The 19,679-nt window shown below is 59.5% G+C and carries 1 protein-coding gene; it reads right to left on the reverse strand.

Features of this window, described 5'->3' with window-relative positions; all coding sequences use genetic code 11:
* Positions 1–87: 87 nt before the first annotated feature.
* Positions 88–19,443 (reverse strand): T1SS-143 repeat domain-containing protein, encoded by a 19,356-nt coding sequence (locus tag AC1PUL_RS10310; RefSeq protein WP_480468245.1) that lies wholly within the window; start codon positions 19,441–19,443, stop codon positions 88–90.
* Positions 19,444–19,679: the final 236 nt, after the last annotated feature.

The raw sequence follows: 19,679 nt of genomic DNA on the forward strand, positions 1-19,679 counted from the left end.
GACCCCGAAATCGCCCGCAGACTGTCGGACAAAACGAAAAGGGCGCCGGATGGGCGCCCTTTTGCTTGTCGATCCCGGCGAAGCCGATCAGTCGTGCGGGATGATCGTAGTGTGCTTGTCTTCGAACAGCACCTTGATCGCGGTGTCGTGGTTCTGCAGCTCGACCACATCCTTCCAGACGCCTGGCTCGGCCTGGACGCTGACGGTCGTGTTGCCACCCTCGACGGTTGCCCGCAGAAGCGTATCGACCGTGGCATCGGGCTGCTCGCCCAGCAGGCTGTCAAGCAGCGCCGTCACGTCGAGCACATCGCCTTCCGCCGTGCTGAAGTCGGTGATGACATCGGCGACGTCGAGCCCGTCAAGTGCCGTCTCGTCGAAGACGAAGGTGTCGGCACGGTCCGTGCCGGTCATGACCACCTCGCCCATGCCACCATGCAGCGTCACGCCTTCGGGCTCAGAGCCGAAGATCGTGTCGAAGCCGACTTCGACGAAGTTGCCGGTCGAACCATCGGCGAAGGTGAATTCACCCTCGGCGAAGATCACCTGGCCATCTTCCGAGCCACCCGACTGGTCGGTCGCCAGCGAAAGGCTGGTGACACCGTTGTCGGTGAGGCTCGAGAGCTCGCCCTCATCACTGATGCCGTCATTATCGGCATCAAGCCAGATCTTCAGATCCTTGAAGGCCGCATCGCCCGCATCGATCTTGCCGTCGCCATTCGAGTCGAGCGAAGCGAGAGCCGCCACGCCGCTGGCAAACTTGCCGCCGTTGAAATCCGGCGTGAAGATTTCCGAGCCGTTGTCGATCACGCCATTGCCGTCGACGTCATATGCCAGGATGCCGTCATCCTTGGTCCAGGCGATCTGATCCTTGTTGCCATCGGCATCGATGTCGAAGAAGACGCCGTTGTCGATGGAGGAGAAGGCGAAGCCGTTCTTGTCGAGGTCGAGGATGATCGGGTCGGCGGCAGAGCTGTAGACCACAAAGTCTTCCCGTGTGAGGTTAGCGATCTGCGTCAGTGTCGCATTCTCAAACACGGCGACCAACTGTCGCCCTGCTGGTGAGTTGCCCCAGTTACTGTCGTACCAGATCTCTCCGCGGGTCCCGTTGTGGACAACGATGTATGCCCTCTCCAAGCCATTTATCAACCTTGTTGCGATGTCGTTGACTTGGGTTCTGACAACAATGAGCTGGTTATCATACGTGTTCAACACATTGGCAATTGCAGCGACCGATTTGAAATCAGAGGCCTGCAGCACGTCACCATTCTGGCTCCCAGCAAAGTTGACGCTGCCGCTATTGGTGTCGTTGTTGTTGTTGTCCAGAAGCGCGATTTTGTCGGTGCCTCTCACGAAGCCGACTATGGTGTCGGTACCCGTGTTGGTGGCCAAGCGGAAATGATCCGCCCCGCCGTTACCCGTCAAACGATCATTGCCCGCTCCGCCGGCGATGATATCAGATCCAGCACTGCCAATGATAACGTCATCTTGGCCGGAGCCGACAATCTTGAAGCCCGCAGTCTCGGTCTGCAGTGAGAGATCGACCGTGACTGCACTTGCCAGCTCGATACGCTCAACGCCGGTCAATCGCGCGTCACTCACATTCGTGAAATTGCCGCTGATGCGAAGCGTGTCAGTCCCTGTGCCACCATCGAAGATATCAGATCCCTCGCCCGCCGAGTAGACGAAGGTGTCGTTGCCCGAGCCGCCCACGAGTACATCATCGCCGGTGCCGCCCGTGATCCGGTCATCGTCAGCACCGCCGTCGATGAAGTCGACTCCGGAGCCGCCCTCAAGGATGTCGTTGCCGGCAAAGCCGTAGAGCGTATCGTCGTTACCATCGCCATCAAAGCGGTTGACACCACCCTGACCGAGCATCACATCGTTGCCGGTGTTGGCATTCGCTTCGTTGTTCGGATTGGGCACATTGCCGACGATGAGATCACCCCATCCATTGCCCGTTTGATCGAATACCCAGGCCGCCGAACCAGTAGCATTCCCATTGCTATCGTTCATGACCCGCAGAACCAGCCCACCGTCTTGGATCACGCTGAGCGCGAAATAGGTAGACACCGTCATCACACTGTCTGTTGCCGTCGCCCGGTAGATATAGACTCCCTGTTCGATGCTTTCAGGATTGTCGTTGAAGACATTACCAGTGCTGCCGCTCCACCCATTGGTATTGGTCGAGTAAATGAGCTGATAGGTGTAGCTGACAACACCCGTACCACCATTGAACAGCGTCCTGGCGTCGAAATTGATCGTGTTGATCGAACTTGTGTCGTCGGAGAACGCGTATCGGTTCGTCGCACTCGTCGTGTCTGCCACCGTCAGCGGCGCGCTCTGCTCATTCACACCGTTGATCGTGATGTTGATGACCTGCTGCGTGCCGTCCGCTGTCGTCACGGTAAAGCTGTCGTTCAGCGAATACCCCGTGTTCAGATTTTGGACAGCAGGTCTTGAGTTGTCGAGTGTGTAGGTCCAGGTTCCCGCAGCATTGATGGACCAAGTTCCGTATGTTGCCGAACCGGAAGCTGCCGTTGCTGCAGACTGCCCGCTATCCGCATCGACGATGGTCAGGGTCCCAGTGGCCACAAGTGTGCCATCTTCCGAGACACTGCTGCTGGTGAGACCCGTGATCGTCGGCACGTCATTCACACCGTTGATCGTGATCGATGCGGTGGCCGTGGCCGTGCCGCCCTTGCCATCGCTGACCGTATACGTGAACGTATCAACCAGCGTCGCCCCCTGACCCAAGGCCTGGATCACGATCGAACCGGCCGGGTTGTAGGAGATTTCCCCGGTCACGGTGTTCAGCGTGACTGTCGCTCCATTGGCGGTTGTCGCGGTCAATGTACTGCCAGAGCCGAGCCCGGTGACGCTGAGCGCATCGCCGTCCGGATCCGTGTCATTGGCGAGCAGCAGGCCAGTGGAGAACGTGGTGGTTACATCCTCTGACACGCCACCATTGCCGCCCATGCCGCCCCATTCGGCGACATAGCCGAAGCTCTCGCTCGGTTGTGTGCCTAGGCCTGCCGTTCCGGTTTCGTCGTCCCAAATGCCACCGGCGAAGGTATACATCACGGCATAGTCCTGACCGGCACCCCCACTCCAGTTGTTGGGTTCGCCGGCGCCCCAGTTCTCGTACCCGGATGAGACCCCGTTTTGTGCTCCCGTCCAGAACGTGGTGCCGGCTTCCGGTCCGGTCACCCACTTCCAAACACCCTCCTGGTCGGCATCAGATGCGCCAATCCAGACATTGTGTATGTTCATCCAGTCAACCTGCGCGTCCCGGAGAGCCTGAATGAAGGACAGTTCCTGCTGAGACGTGATTGTTGCGAGATACCCACCCTCAGCTTCGGCCGCCGCTTGAGCCGCCGCCCAAGAGATGTTGGTGTTGACGATCTTATAGTAGTGGCCGTTCGCCGAATTCAGTGTCCAACCTTCACCGGAAGGCGGTGCGGGTATCGCACCGAACACCAAAGTCTCATTGTTCGCGACCGGCGGGCGGTTGACCACCTCCACCACGTCCGTGACCGTGATGGTCACCGGCTGGGTGGTGATGTTGTTGCCGGACGCCTGGTCGTTGACCTCGACCGTGAGTGAAACCGTGCCCGCCGCCTCATGGTCGAGGCTCTGGCCGTCCCTCAGGCGCAACTCGTAGGTGCCAGGGCGGCCGGCGATCGTGCCATTGGCTGGCACGACTTCGAAGCGGATATCTTCGGTGCCGCCCGTGTTCAAGACGCGGAAGGTGAGGCCCGAGGCGGTATCCACGTCGCTGACCTGGAAGGTGTCTATCAAGACACCGGCCTGGTTTTCGGCAATCGAGATATTGTCCAGATCGGCAATGACCGGGCGATCATTGGTGCCGGTGATAGTGATCGTCACCGTCTGGTCATCGAATGCCGCACCGCTGCTATTGTCGGTCGCACGCACAAGGTAGGTCAGCGTCAGGGTCTGTCCTGCCGCCAGGAAGTTGAAAGCCTGGCTGCCAGAATTGAAGTTCCAGGTGAGCTTGTCCGTGGTCTCGGTATTGTCCAGCACCTGAGCGTTGGAAAAGTTGAGGTAACCGAGAAGCTGCTCATTGGTGAGGCCGCCCGTGTTGCCGGTGGCGGTCACGGAAGTTGCCCTTGCTGTCACCACGTCCTTCACATCGACGTCAGTCACCGTCAGGGTACCGCTTGCCACCAAGCCAGCATCGGCTTCCGGCAATGTCACAGCCGCGCTGTCGCCAGATACGACTGTTATCTGAGGCACATCGTTCGTACCGACGATCGTTACCGTCACGTCTTGATGAGCAACCCCGCCTTCACCATCGCTGACAGTGATGCGATACACCTGCTGAACGGTCTCTCCCTCCTTCAGCCCATTAATCTGGCCGTTTTCGACGCTGAATCTCCAGGCAATACTGCCGCCTCCCGTCAGATCTGTCGATGTGATGGAGAAGTTCCCTACGTAACCCGACGGTACAGATCCAACCGTCACCGTATGATCGTCTGCGACGTTGCGATCGGTGAACTCGAGCACGCCCTGAACCGTCTCGACATCCGCGACTTTGACCGAAATATTATCGAGGAAGATCGATGCGGACGGGCTGTAGCCGGAGAACTTCAGCTCCATCTCGTTCGAAGTTGCGAGCGCGTTGAAGCGGTAGACTGCCGCCCTTGGCACTCCCTGCTCTATCGGAGTGATATCTTTCAGTGCCAGGTACGGGATACCGCCCCAGTACACTGTGAGCTCATTGTTCGTCGAGAAACGGGTACCGACTTCGAACTCGACTTCGTACGTCACACCGGCCTTTGTCTGAACAACTTGCGACAAGGTATCCGGTGTGGTCGTGCGGTAAGTGTATATCGCGAAAGCATTGCCATCGTGCGCCGTAATCGGGCCCGAATAGTTCGGGTCGCCAATTGACGCTGACCAACCTGGGGGCACCGCTGCTCCACCTGTATTGGCGGAGAACGTTCCATTGACGACCCGCTCGTCCTGAGCGGCGCTATCGCCGAAGTCTTCGATGACCGAACCGCTGCTGGTTCCAGAGATGACCGGAGCAACATTGGCGGGGTAGACACTGACGCTCACGGTACCGACATTACTGTCGACCACTCCGTCGTTCACGACGAAGCTGATCGTACGCTCACCCTGCTCCAATGCCGGAGCGTCATACGAGAACCGCACACTCTCGAGAGCGAGTTCAAATTGGGCCTTTGTCGCCGTCGCGCCGGCGGACGTGAAGCGCAGAATGCCCGTGGATGCGTCGTAACTTCCTTGAATATTGCCGGTTGTTGTCGGAGACAGGCTGAATGTCAGCACATCGCCTGCTGTGAAGCCAGATGCAATACGGACGGTCGCGCTCGACAGGGTGTCATTATCGACATCCGTAATCGTGATGCTGGAGTCGAGCAGAACCGGGCTAGTCGCGAACAGTCTGGGGACGCCCCCCACTCCCGAAAGGACGGACGCATCATTCACCGGCGTGACGTTTACATTCAAGCTGTAGGATTCGGTGCTGAAGCCAATGCCGTCGCCGACCTGGAAGCCGATGGTGGCGTTATTCGCGCCGTTGGCGTTCGAGGCCGGGACAAACTGCAGCTTGCCACTGGCAATGTCGCCAGCAGAAACCGTCAGAGGCGCACCTGTAACGTTCACCCAGCCCGAGCCGTTGTTGAACTGCAGTGTGCCGTTCGCCGGCAGACTGGTAATCCTGACCGCCGCCAGCGACTGGCCGTCCTCATCTTTGAACGTGCCGAAGTCGCTCAGTGTCAGCGGCGTTGCCGTGTCTTCGAGGATGGTGATGCTGTCATTGTTGGATGTCGGCAGATCGTTCCGATTGTTCACGGCGAGCGTGAAGGTCTGCGAGGCGTCCGGCGTACCGCCAACGGTCGCATCATTGACCTGGACGGAGACGCTGTAGCTCGGCTTCGTTTCGTAGTTCACCTGGGTGCCGACGAAGTAGAGAGCGTTTCCGTCGATCCGGAACGACGCGGCATCATCCCCGACGAGGCTGAGCTGGTTTGTGCCAAGCACATCATCCGTCACCGCGATGTCGGCAACCTTGATGCCGAGGTTAGGGTCAACGACGATGTTCTCATCGATCGCCGACATGACATTGTTGAAACCAACAGCTGTTGGTGCTTCGTTCACGTCCGTCACGTTGATCGTGAACGTCTCGTCAATAAAGCCGAGCCTGCTGTCGGTCACGCGGATGGTGACGTCGATGGTCTTTTCGGTTTCGTAACTGATCACCGCGCCAGCGACCACGGTGATGGCGCCGGTCGTCGCATTGATCGTGAAGCGGCCATCAGGTGATGTCTGGGACGTGCCGTTGTTCGTAACGAAAGCGTAGGTGAGCGGATCGATCGGGCCGTTGACGTCGGTGGCCGAGACAGAGCCTACCAGAGCGCCCTCGCCCGCGTTCTCAGCGATCGTCAGACCCGTCGTATCGATATCCGATGGATTCTGCTGGATCAACTGCTGGGCCGTCACCGTACCGTTTTCGAAGGTAAAGCTTTCGATCCCGCCAGCCTTGACGATGGTGCCGTTCGGCAAGTTCAGAACGAACTGACCGTTCTCCTGCGTGACCGTTACCGATTGCCAACGGACATTGGTGAGCTTCAGGGTGTCCGTGCCACCGGCATCGACGATCTGGACCGTGCTGCCGACAAAATTCGAAAGGTCGATCGTATCGTTGCCCGCGCCGCCATTGACGACGATCGTCGTCGCAAGGATGGCGGAGCCGGTGACCGGGTTCAGGACCACGGTATCGCCAGAGGATCCGAGGTTGATAGTGACGCGCTCGATCTCGTCGGCTCGGACAGAACCGCCTGCGTAGGAGACCAGGATGTCCTTGCTCGCGGCATTCCCGATTTCGGGACCGCCGCTTGCCAGACCCAGAGTGAAGGTCCGGGCAGTCGCGTCACCGTTGATGACCAGTTCGTCATACTCCGGATAGGTGTTGCCGGTTTCCGTGCCGCCATCGACGATGTCGTCTCCGTCGCCGGCGTTGTGGCGGATCGTATCGTTGCCGGCCTCGCCGCGCAGAGTGTCGTTACCCCTGCCGCCGACGAGGATGTCGTTCATATTGCCGCCGATCAGCAGGTTATCGACATCGTTGCCGATGAACTCAACGGCATAGTTCGGGCTCTCGTTCTTAACATTCTCGATGCCAGCAACCGTGCTGCCATCGTAGTGGCCGCCGGTGATCGTTCCGGTGGCCAGATTGACGGTGACCTTGCTGCCCGGTGACTTGACGTGCAGCATGTCAATTCCCGAACCGCCATCAAAGGCTGTCGTCTGTCGAATGCTGTCTCCGCCAAGGATATCGTTGCCGCTGCCGCCATACAGACTGTTGGTCCCTGCACCGCCGGTGAGAACGTCATCGCCGTCGTCACCATAGACCGTGTCATTGCCGGCATTGCCGAAGAGCTCGTCATTGTTGTTGCCGCCACGGATCGTGTCGTCGCCGTCACCACCCCAGATCTCATCGTCTCCGTCGCCGCCGAGCAGATCGTCGTTGCCACCCAGGCCGGAGATGAGGTCGTTGTTGGCGCCGCCTTCGATGAGGTCGGAGCCTCGGCCACCGGTCAGGACGTCATCGCCAGCACCACCGGAAATGGCAATCCCGCCGCCGTTGGCGTCGCTCATATAGTTTTCATCGACGAGGATGACGTCGCGACCGGAAGTACCTTCGATCGCCTCAACACCGGTCATATAGCTCGGTGCGGAGAAGGTGTCGTGAAGGTAGCCGTCTCTGCCGCCACGGTCGAGAACGATACGGTCGAAATTCGCGCCGCCTGTGACGACATCGGCCGTACCCGCCAGGCCGACGACTGAGATCGAACGGGTCGTGCCGTTGTCGAGCTTGACGGTCCGGCTACCGGAGCCGACGACATCCCCATCCAGATGGAAGGTGTCATCGCCCGCACCGCCGGACAATTGATCGGAACCGGCGTTGCCGTAAATGACGTCGTTGCCTTCACCACCACGGATGGCGTCGTCGCCGGCCCCACCCCAGATCTGGTCATTGTCTTCTCCGCCGTCCAGATCGTCGTTGCCGCCAAGGCCGGAGATCAGGTCGTTACCAATGCCGCCAATAATCTTGTCCGCCTGCGCGTCCGAACCCTGAAGAATATCGTTGCCACGGCCGCCGTCGATCTCAATCTGGGCGATTTCCGTGGTCGTGTAGCTCTTGGGCAGGAGAATGATGTCGTCACCATTCGTGCCAATGAACTTTTCGACACCCGAGAGATCGAGCGAGGAATTGGCGCGATCGAAGACGAAGCCCTTGTCCGGGCTTGCCGGCGTGAAGATCACCGTGTCGGTACCGGTGCCGCCGGAGAGGCTATCGCCTTCACCCGAGCGTCCGGCCAGTGAAACCGGCAGGATCTCGCCGTTGCCGAGCGTGAAGTTGCGCGGGCCAAAGGCCGCAGCATCGTCGATGTCGGCGGATACGATGAGGGAATCGTTGCCTACGCCACCGTCAAGCACGTCATTGCCACGGCCGCCGTTCAGGATGTCATTTCCGTCGCCGCCGCGCAGGGTGTCGTTGCCGCCATCGCCCTGAAGGAAATCGTTGCCCCGGCCACCCTCGAGCGTGTCGTTGCCGTCTCGTCCGACCAGGACATCGTCGCCTTCGCCACCCGTGAGGACGTTGGCGGCACTGTTGCCGATGAGAGTGTCATTGCCGCTGCCGCCTTCAGCGTTGACGATGACAGCACCCAAGGCATCGACGCCGATGACGGTGCCCCCCGTGCGGTCGGTTGCCGTGCGCCCCGCGACCTGCTGGGAGGAAATGGTCTCTGCGGCTTCGTTCAGATTGACGAAGGCGCCAGTGGAAACAGAAGCATAAGAGATGGTGTTTCCGTTGATCGTGCCCGCAGCATCGACCTTGACGTTGAAGGATACCGGAAGCACGTCGCCATCCGCATCGGTTGCCGTCGCGGCGAAGCCGAACTGGAGGAAGTGGTCGTTGCCATTTGGTGCCGTGTGGTCGATCGGCTTGAGCAGCGTGAAGGTGTAGCTGCCGGTGGCCGCGTCGAGCGCCAGTGTAAAGACCCGATTGTCCGCAACCGCTGGATCTAGGCCTGCTATGTAGGCGATCAGAACACCATTGTTGGTCGTAAAGGCGACTTCCCGGGAATTCGAGTACAAGGTCCCGACAGTATTGCCTCTGGCATCCACGATCGATGGATTGCCGTTCAGCACCAGCGACTTCGCAGGGCCGTTGTCGGCGTTCCAATTGACGAGAGCACGACCGACAACCGACTTGTTGCCGTCCTCGAAGACTTCGCCATTGATGTTTGAGGCAACGGACGGCGTCGAGTCCGTGACTGTTATGTTCAACTGATTGGAGAGAGCCAGCGTATCGCCATCGCCATCCCGAACCGTGACTGCCGAGGAGAGGTCGAGGGTCAGAGAGGTCCGGCCATCGATCGTCTCGATGTTAGGGGTACGGCGGTCGATTTCAACATCACCGCGCGGCGCGTTGTCGCCATCCAGGTCGAAGATCGTTGCCGGGCTCATACGAATGCTGCCGACATTGACGTAAACCGTCTGATTGGCAGCCAGGTTCAGGACGAGATCGTCACCGGTGACCGAGTTGTTGTCGAGCGTCCAGCTGACGGCGTTGTCGCCGTTATTGGTGACGCGGATGATGACATCGCCGTTCGGCAGACGCCCCACGGCCTCGAACAAATCACCGCCCACTGCCGGCACCTTCACCTGTGCATTGGCAGCCGAAATCACAGACAGCGGATATCCCTGGCCATCCAACACGACCTTCTGGATATGGTCGATCGGGCCAACCTGCGTGAAGGTGTATTCACCGGTGACGGCATTCACTGCGAAGGTAAAGATCGGGGTTCCGTTGGCCGACGCTGTCAGGACATTGTTGTCAACCGTGAAGGTCAGCGGGACGCCGTTAGACGTCAGCGAGGTCAGAGATGTGGACAGACTCCGAGTCTCGACCGTGTAGGCATTCGTCGCATGGGCTCCATCGGCGCCGAAGGAGACGAGCGATGAGAGGAAACCCTTCACTTCCGGGGTTGCCGGATTGGCGTCGGCAACGAGCAGTTCGTCGGCCGCTCCCGTCGACACGGCAGAGGTCGCGACTGGAACGTCATCAACGATCCGGATGGCGAACGTGCCGGAGACTTCGTCGCCGTCACCGTCGGTCACCGTATAGCCGACCGAGACGCTGAACGTGTTCTCGCCATTATCCGCAGGCCCGTGAGACAGCGTGTTGTCGAGCAGCGTAAAGGTGTAGGTGCCGTTTGCGGCCACCACGATCTTCCAAACGCCGGCATTGTCCGTAAGAGTGTTGCCCGCCCACGTGGCGTTCGCTGCCGTCAGAGCAAATGACTTCACGCCATCAGAGCCGAACGAGACATTCAGGTCGCCGGTGGTCGAAAGCGCCTCTCTCGGCCGGTTGTCATTGCCGCCGACCAGATCGTCTTCATTCAGCGTCGCATTTGTGGCGTCGCCATCTTGCTGCGGCGTGTCGTCATTGATGGCAATGTTAAGCGTGCCGCTCTTCTGATCACCATCGCCATCCGTAAACGTGTAGCGGATAGCCACCGTCGCATCTTCTTCACGCGTGCCGGACGTACCATGCGCGAGCGGCGCGTTGAGGTCGAAAACATACGCTCCATTGGTGCCAATCACCAGAGTGGCGGCGCCGTTCGGGAAATAGGTGCTGTTGACAGCCTTGAACGTCACCGTGCCGTCCGCGCCGATGACGCCAGCACCCCAGGTGACTGTCGCCACCTTGGAGAAGCCCTGCGCGTCCTTATAGAGGACATCGAAGGAGGTGTTTTCGATGGTGATCGACCGAACACCGTCGGAGCCGCTGGAGAACAACGTGCCTCGTCCGCCCCAAACCTCATCCACGGAAGGGGTTACATCATTCGGGCCAAAGTAGTTGGGGTCGGCAATCCCCCGGTGTGCTTCGTCGTCGAGCACCCAGGCGGCATCGACCACCGGCAGCGCGGTGGGCGTATCGTCGTTGACCGTGATGTTGAGCGTGCCGCTCTTCACATCGCCATCACCGTCGGTAACGGTGTAACCGAAGGACAGAAGCTTGTCGTCCTCGCCTGCGGTCGCATGCGCCACCGGAGCCTTCAGTTCGAAGCTGTAGGAACCATCCGGGCGAATGACGAGCACAGCCGCGCCATTCGGGTAGTTGGTGCTGGTCGCGGTGAAGGTCACTGAACCGTTGCCGCTGGGGCGACCACTGCCCCATGTCACGTCCTCCGTCTGGGCAAAGCCCTGGCGGTTTTCGTAGACCACCTGGAAGGATGGGCCGTTGATTGTGATCGCAGAAACGCCATCGGCGCCAGCGCGGAAGAGCGTGCCCTCATCACCCGTGACAACGGAGCGAGACGGATACGGATCGCTGGGTTCGCCGCCGGGATTGCCGGTCGCGATCGCATTCTGGCCTTCATCGTCGAGACGATAGGCGGCAGTGACGCTGGTCGGCGCGGTCGGGATATCGTCGATGACCTTGACCGAGAACGTCCCCGGGGCCGTGTCGCCGTCGCTGTCTGTGGCGGTGAAGCTAAAGGTCAGGGTGAGCTGGTTTTCACCTTCCCCTACTTTATGATCAAGCGGTTTCAACAGCGTGAAGCTGTAGCTGCCTTTCGGGTCGCCATCCGAGACAGTGGCATAGAAGACGATCCGATCACTGCCTAGGCTGCGCGGGAGATCATCACCCGTGTAGCCGACGAGTGTCCCGTTCAGGAAGCCTGTCTTGACGGCCTCACCGAGCGAAGTGATCGTGGAGCCGTAAGCGTCTGCCACAGCGACCGTTGCGGTGCTGAAGACGACCGACCGGTCGCCGGGCTGGCCATTGGCATCATTCGCCTTGTCGGAACCCCAGTTGATGTCGAGCGAACCATCGACGACGCGGTGCGTCGTTACGTTGCGGTTGTCGCCCGTGTCGCCATCGTCGGCACCCTCGTTGTCATCATTGCCTCTACCGGCAACATCCCGATGTTCCTCTTCGACAATACCAACGACCGGTGAGCCGATCGAGAGCATGTCATCCACGACCTTCACCACGAAGGTGGAGGATGCGGTGTCACCGTCGGAATCGGTGGCGGTGAAGCCGAAGGTGAGCGTCAGCTCGTTCTCGCCTCCGCCCGCGGCGTGATCCAGCGGCTTCAGCAAGGTAAAGTTGTAGGATCCGGTCGTCGAAGCATCCGACAGCGTTGCGTAGAAGACAACATTGCCCGGAACAGCGTTGACGTTGAAGCTTGTCGGAGCATCGCCTGTATAAGCAACGAGCGTGCCGCCGATCACGGTCGTGTTTACCGCCAGGCCGAGCGATGTCAGCGTAGTGCCGAGGTAGGCGCCACTGACCTGGACGGTTGCATTGGTGAATACAACAGAGCGATTGCCGTTGCCAACCAAACTGTTGTTGTTGGCATTGTCGGCACCCCAGGAAATACCGAGCGAGCCGTTGATGACGGACGCGGTGAGGCTGTCGTCTTCGTTGTTGCCGCCGTTGACGGCTTCGTCTTCCACCTTGCCTTCGAAGGGCGAGACGATGATCGGCGAGTCGTCGATCACGCCGACAGCAAAGCTCGTGGTGATGCGATCACCATCACCGTCACGCACCGTTGCCGTGAAGTTTAGGCTCAGAACATCTTCGTTTGCCGCACCGGACGCCTTGCCCGGATGATCGAGCACGCCGCTGAGTACGAAGTCGTAGCGACCGCTGTCATCGTCAGACAGCGTCACGGTAAACACGACTCTCTCGCCGGCATAGGCGGTCAAGACCGTCCCGTTCGCGCTGGTGTAATAGAGCAGCTGTTGACCAGCCGAAGTCAATTCGAGGAGCGGGATCTCGGTGCTGCCAGCAAAGACCTTCAGGTAGTCGAATACGCTCTGGCCATCGAATGTAACGGAGCGATCGCCTGCATACTGCGTTCCGTTGAAACCGCGAACAACATCGCGGTCACCGTCGTCGGAACCCCAGCTGATGCCCAACGAGGCGCCGATCCGATCGCCCACAGCACTACCGTTGGCTGTCGATCCTGTTGTTTCGACGGTACCCTCCGTCTCCTTGTTACCGCTCTGGAAGGCTTCTTCCTCGACATAACGGGTGGCCACAGAGCCAGCCACAGGCATGTCATCGATAACCTTGACCGAGAAACTCGCGGGCCGAGTGACATCACCATCGGAATCCGTGGCGGTGTACTGGAAGCTCAGCGTCAGCGTATCCTCGCCCTGGACAGAGTTCTTGTGATCCAGAGTATCGAAGAGCTTCAGCGTGTAGATGCCATTGTCGAGGTCAGAGATGGCGACTGTGAACACGACCTTGGAGGCGAGTGCCTGCTCAGGTGTTTCCGGGATGGAGCCAGGACGGACTTCTCCGGTGTAGGCGACGATCACCTGACCACCGGCTACCTGGAAAACCCTGTAGTTGACCATGCTGCCATTGGAGGTGAGGCCAGTCTCGCCGAAGCCGGGAACGTTAACAAACTGGACCAACCGATCACCCGGCTGACCATTGCCATCATTGGCGTCGTCCGAACCCCATGAAATGCCGAGGCTGCCCGTTGCGACGTTGGTCGTCACATTGCGGTCCGCATCCGTGTCGGCGTCGATGTTGTCCGTAGAGCTTTCGCCGTTGGCGTTATTGTCTTCATTACCTGAGCCGATCACGGCTTCCTGCTCTTCCTCGACCTTTCCTTCCGTCGTCGGAGCCGTAATGATCGCCACGTCGTCACGAACGTTTACCGTGAAAGTATCGCGGGCGATGTCGCCATCGGAATCCTTCGCGGTGAAATTGAAAGTCAACGAAAGATTGTTCTCGCCGTCACCACGATCATGGTCGAGCGGTTTGACCAGGTTGAAGGTGTAGGTGCCGGTATCGGACGCATCCGACAGCGTGACGTAGAAGACCACATTGCCGGGGATTTCGTCAGCGGGATCGAACTCCGAGGGGGCGGCATTCTGACCGCCGGTATAGGCGACGAGAACACCGTCAACGATCGCCGTGTAGACGCGAAGCCCCAACGAAGTCAGGTTAATCCCGTAATCGCCACGAACCTCAACCGCGGCATTGGTGAAGGCAACCGAACGGTCACCCGCGCGGCCGGAGCCGTTGTTGCCGTCATCGGCACCCCAGGAAATGGCAAGCGAACCTGTTGCGGACTTGCCCAGGCTACCGGGTTCGTCATTGCCGTTGTTCACGGCTTCATCCTCAACGGTCGCGCGCTCCGTGCGGCCAATGACCGGCGAGTCGTCGATCACATTGACCTGGAAACCGTCGCGGACGATATCGCCGTCACCATCGCGCGCGGTGAAGGTGAAGTTGAAGGAAAGAACGTCTTCGTCCCAGGAGCTATCACCCTTGACCGGGTGGTCGAGGACACCACTGAGGTTGAAATTGTAGCTACCATTGTTGGCATCGGACAGCGTTACCGTGAAGACCACCGTCTCGCCGGCCTTCGCCGTGAGGACCGTGCCATTGTTCGACAGGCTGTAGACGAGAGACTGTCCTTCAGAAGTCAGGTTTGACAACGGAATCAGGGTGTTGCCGCTGTAGACCTTGAGGAAAGCACCGGCAGCCTCTGGCAGAATCTCCACAGCGTTCAGGCTGTTGGAGGTTGCAAAGACGACCGAACGATCACCGGCGACCTGAGTGCCAGTGAAGCCGACATGGGTGGAACTGTTGCCGTCATCGCCACCCCAGGAGATGTTCAGCGAGGCGCCGATGGAATTCGTGATCCACGTACCGTTCGCCGCCACGCCTGTCACTTCTACGCCGAGCGGGTTGGCATCTTCATTGCCGTTCGGCAGTTCTTCCTCTTCGACATAGCGCGGGCCCGAGCCTGCAGCCGTCGGCACGTCGTCGATGATCTTGATGTTGAAAGAGGCCGGGGCCGTTACGTCTCCATCGGCATCGGTTGCTGTGAACTGGAAGTTCAGCTCCAGCGCGTCTTCGCCGGATTGCGAATTGTTGTGGTCAATCGTGTTGAACAGAGTGAAGACAAAGCTACCATCGCCTGCATCGCTGAGAGCGACAGTGAAGACGATACCAGCAGCGATCCCCGCTTCCTGACCGTCCGGAACCGTTGTCGGTTCCGCTCCGGTATAGGCAACCAGCGTCGGCTGGCCGCTAATCGTCACGATCTTGTATTGCAGCGCTAAGCCGTCCGAGGTCAGGGCCTGGTTTGTGAGAACCTCGATCCCGGCAGCCGTGAACTGTACCGAACGATCACCCGGCTGATTGCCGCTATTGCTGTTGGTGTCGTCCGCACCCCATTTGATCGCAAGGGTGCCTGTGGCTGTCTGGGTTGTCACATCGTCAGCACGACGGGTGTCCTGATCGAGATTGCCGTTGCTATCGCGATCCTCGTTGCCTCTGCCGGCGACCTCGCGCTCTTCCTCCTCGACCACGCCAGTGTTGAAGGGCTGGCCGACCAGCGGCTGATCGTCGGAAATGATAACGCCGGCGGTGGCGGCTTCGGCACTGTCGCCGTCGGCATCCGTGCCCTGGAATGCGAACGAAAGCGTGATCGAGTCAGAGCCTACGTTGTGGTCCAGCTCCTGGAAGATCTGCAGGGTGTAGGAGCCGTTGGTGCTGGTGGGGTCCAGTGTGATTTGGAACACGTTGACGCGAACCGGTTCGGTACCGCTGGTGTCCATGAAATAGGCCGTCAGCGTCTGACCGCCATTGGCGAGATTGATGACCTCGAAGGTCAGCGCACGACCGCCGGAGGTGAATGTTCCGCCTCTAATCGACAGGCCAACCGCCGCAGCGTTGGTTGTCGTGATTTCTGCAACCTGAGCGGACGTGTTCGAGGCTGTACCGAAGAAGCGCACGGTGCGGCCGAATTCATCATTGTTGCCGCGTGTGTCATCATCCGCGCCCCAGCTGATGCCAAGCGATACCGCGTTTGTCAGTGTCACGTCGTCGGGCTGCGTTGCATCCGTCTCGTCGTAAGCGGACACGTCATCTTCGCTCAGCGACGGTACGTTGCCGACGTCTCCCTGAACCGGTTCGTCATCACGGATCCGAACACTGGCCTCGCCCGCTGCGGCGCTGTCGCCGTCGGCATCGGTGCCCTGATACTTGAAAGAAATCCGCAGCGCATCGCTGCCGACAGTGTGATCGAGCTCGCGGAAGATCTCCACCGTGTAGGAGCCGTTTACGGCCGTCGGGTCGAGAACGATCTCGAATACCTTCGCCTCAGGATTACTACCCTCAATAAATGCGGTCAGCGTCTGACCGCCATTGGGCAGATCAGCAACCACATAGTAAAGTGGCTTGCCGCCAGAGGTGAACGTACCGCCGCGAATGGAAAGGCCGACGGCCTCCGGACTGCTGTAGCGCTCCGCTCTGACCTGATCACCAATAGATGCAAGCGGCGACCCGTCGTCTCCTTCTGGCTTGCCAGCGGCAAAGAAGCGAACCGTGCGGCCGAATTCATCCCCTTGCGTCTCGCCACGGATGTTGTCATCGGCGCCCCAGGCGATGCCAAGTGAAATCGCGTCGGTTTTCTTGACATCCCGGTTCGGCGTCGCATCCGTCAGGTCGTAGTCCGAGACGTTGTCCTCGTTGAGGCTCGGACGTCGGCCCGGCTCACCCTGAACCGGCTCATCGTCGCGGATCCGAACGCTGGCTTCGCCGGCCGGAGCAGTGTCGCCGTCGGCATCAGTAGCCTGATACTTGAAAGAAATCCGCAGCGCATCGCTGCCGACAGTGTGATCGAGCTCGCGGAAGATCTCCACCGTGTAGGAGCCGTTTACGGCCGTCGGGTCGAGAACGATCTCGAATACCTTCGCCTCAGGATTACTACCCTCAATAAATGCGGTCAGCGTCTGACCGCCATTGGGCAGATCAGCAACCACATAGTAAAGTGGCTTGCCGCCAGAGGTGAAGGTACCGCCGCGGATGGAAAGGCCAACCCTTGCAGCGTCCGAAGTCGCGATTTCCTGAACCTGGGCGGAGGTTGTGACCTGAGCACCACCCTCGCCTACCGTGGTTGTCGAGCCGAAGAAGCGGACTGTACGGCCGAAGTCATCACCTGACGTCTCGCCACGGATGCTGTCATCGGCACCCCAGGCGATGCCCAGTGAAACATCGCCAGTCTTTCGGACATCCCGGTTCGGCGTCGCATCCGTCAGGTCGTAGTCCGAGACATTGTCCTCGTTCAGGCTCGGCCGCCGACCCGGCTCTCCCTGAACCGGCGCGTCATCCGCGATCGTGACCGTGGCCGTGGCAGGTTCGGCACTGTCACCGTCGGAGTCGGTCCCTTGGAAGGTGAAGTTCAGCCTGATCAGATCAGACCCAAGATCGTGATCGAGTTCATGGAAGAATTCGACGGTATAGCTGCCATTTTCAGCCGTGGGGTCGAGCGTTATCTCGAAAACATCAACGCGCTGGGGTCGCTCGCCCTCGCCCTCGCCTTTGCCCAGTTCTTCATAGAAGGCAATGATGGACTGACCGCCATTGGGGAGATTGATGACCTCGAATTTGAGCTTACGATCACCCGAGGTGAACGTCCCACCATCAATCGACAGGCCAAGCAGGCTCGGGTCGTCATAGATGCCGACAGAGACCTTGCCAGAAGCGACCAGGCGTTGCTCTACACCTTCGCCTTCGCCGTCGCCCTCGCCCTCGCCTTCGCCTTCACCTTCACCTTCACCATCCGAAATTGTCGGACCGAAGAAGCGTACGGTGCGGCCGAACATATCGCCCGCGGTCTCGTTGCGAAGATCATTGTCGGCGCCCCAGCGAATACCGAGCGAGCCGGTCGTCGTGGCGCTGGTAGCCTCCGTCGTATCCGTGGCTTCGTATTCGGATACATCGTCTTCGGAGATACCGACGGACTTACCGACTTCGCCCTGAACCGGCACATCATCCACAATATTGACGATGAAGCTGGACGTCACACTGTCGCCATCGCTATCCGTCGCCGTATAGCCGAAGGCCAGCGACAGCGTGTTCTCATCCGAGCCGGATGCGTGATCGAGCGGTTGGACCAGCGTAAAGCTGTAGGAACCGTTGGCGGCGTCCGAAAGGGTGGCGAAGAAGACGATGTTCTTCGCTTCCGTCGTCGTCGGCACCGTCTGGCCTTCGGTCAGCGTATAGCCGACCAGCGTGCCATTCGGCAGAACGACGGTGGAAACGGTCTTGCCGAGCGAGGTCAGCGTTGTCCCGAAGGCACCGGTGACGCCTACAGTCGCATTGGTGAAGGCGGCCGCGCGATCACCCAGGAGACCGTCGTTGTTGTTATCGGCGCCCCAGTTGACGTTGAGAGACCCGGTTGCAACGGCCGACAGGTTCGGCTCTTCATTTTCCTTGTTGCCGTCGAGAACCGCTTCGTCTTCGGCCGTACCCGTTGCCCCCAGGGATACGGTCGGCGCATCGTCGGCGATGTCGATGGCGAAATCGCCATCGATCGTGTCACCGTCGTTGTCGGTAATGGTAACGTTGAAGGTCAGGCGCAGAAGGTCGTTGATGCCGGACTGTCCGATATCGGGATTGTCGACCGGTCCGGCCAGTGTGAACGTGAAGAGGCCCTCTGAGACATTGGTAATCGTGAGCGTGAAAATCGTCACGCCGGCGGCTGTGCCTGTGAGGGTGAGACCATCAGAAGATTGGATGATGCCGACCGGCACGCCTGCGGAGGTCAGCCCTATCGAGCCGCCCGTCTCGCCTGCCGCTTCCGCGACATTTGCGGCGCCGACAAAGCGAATGCTGCGGATCGTTCCGGAATCGTTACCTGGAATGAATAGGATCTGACCGTTGATGGTCTGGTTGCCAGCAATGCCATCCACCAGAACCGTTTCAGAGATCGAGAAATTGTTCTGGACACCGAAAAGCGGCTGATCATCCACGAAAGCTGCGGCTTCACTGATGGCGGCATCATCCTGATCCGTGCCATCCAGCAGGGCGCTAAAGCCGAATTCCTCGATGCCGTCACCGATCTCCTGGTCTTCGAAGGCGCGGCTGTTGCTCGGGGTCGACTGGGCCGAGAAGGTCCCGTCAGGGCCGGCCGCAACGTTGATGTTCGAGCCTTCGAGTGCTGCGAACAGAGCGACCTGGGGAAGGACGACGTCGCCAAGCACGAAGGTCGGGATATTGGCAGCACCACCGATGACGACGATCTCCGTGCCGTCAGCGAGGATCAGCACCAGGTTTTCACCATCCACTTCGAATTCGAGGTTGTCGAGTTCGATGCCAGCCGGCAGCGTCACCACGTTGTCAGCGTCCGGGGTCACCTCGCTCGGAATGGTGGCAGCAACCGTCTGGACCGGCGGCTGGGCCGGAACGCGATCGGTGCGACCACTGTCCGGGGTCTGAGCCTGCGCAACTTCAATCCCCTCGACGGCCTCACCGGCGAAACCCAGATGCTGCTCGACGGCAGTGTCGAACTCGTCAGACGCAGAAGTGGTGTCGATGTTGGACAGACGCGGATCTTCAATAGACATGGTGACTAACCCCTTAATACCGTGCTCGCAGTTAGAGTGCGTCAGGGGCAGGAAGCAACCATCTGTTAACCGCAAAAACATAGCGGATTATGCTTGCCGCGACCATTTTTGAAAATCGCGTTAATTCCGGCAGGAAAATCGTTGTATTGCAGCCATTTATCGACTTTTAATCAATGTCTAAGAACGCGAAATTTAGCACTATTCCGCTACGGCAGCACCATCCGGAATCCGGTTAA

It is taken from the genome of Rhizobium sp. P43, assembly GCF_056730705.1.

What these genes read in the sequence shown, in the direction of transcription:
- AC1PUL_RS10310 (WP_480468245.1), bottom strand. Translation starts at nt 19,443, where the DNA reads ATGTCTATTGAAGATCCGCGTCTGTCCAACATCGACACCACTTCTGCG.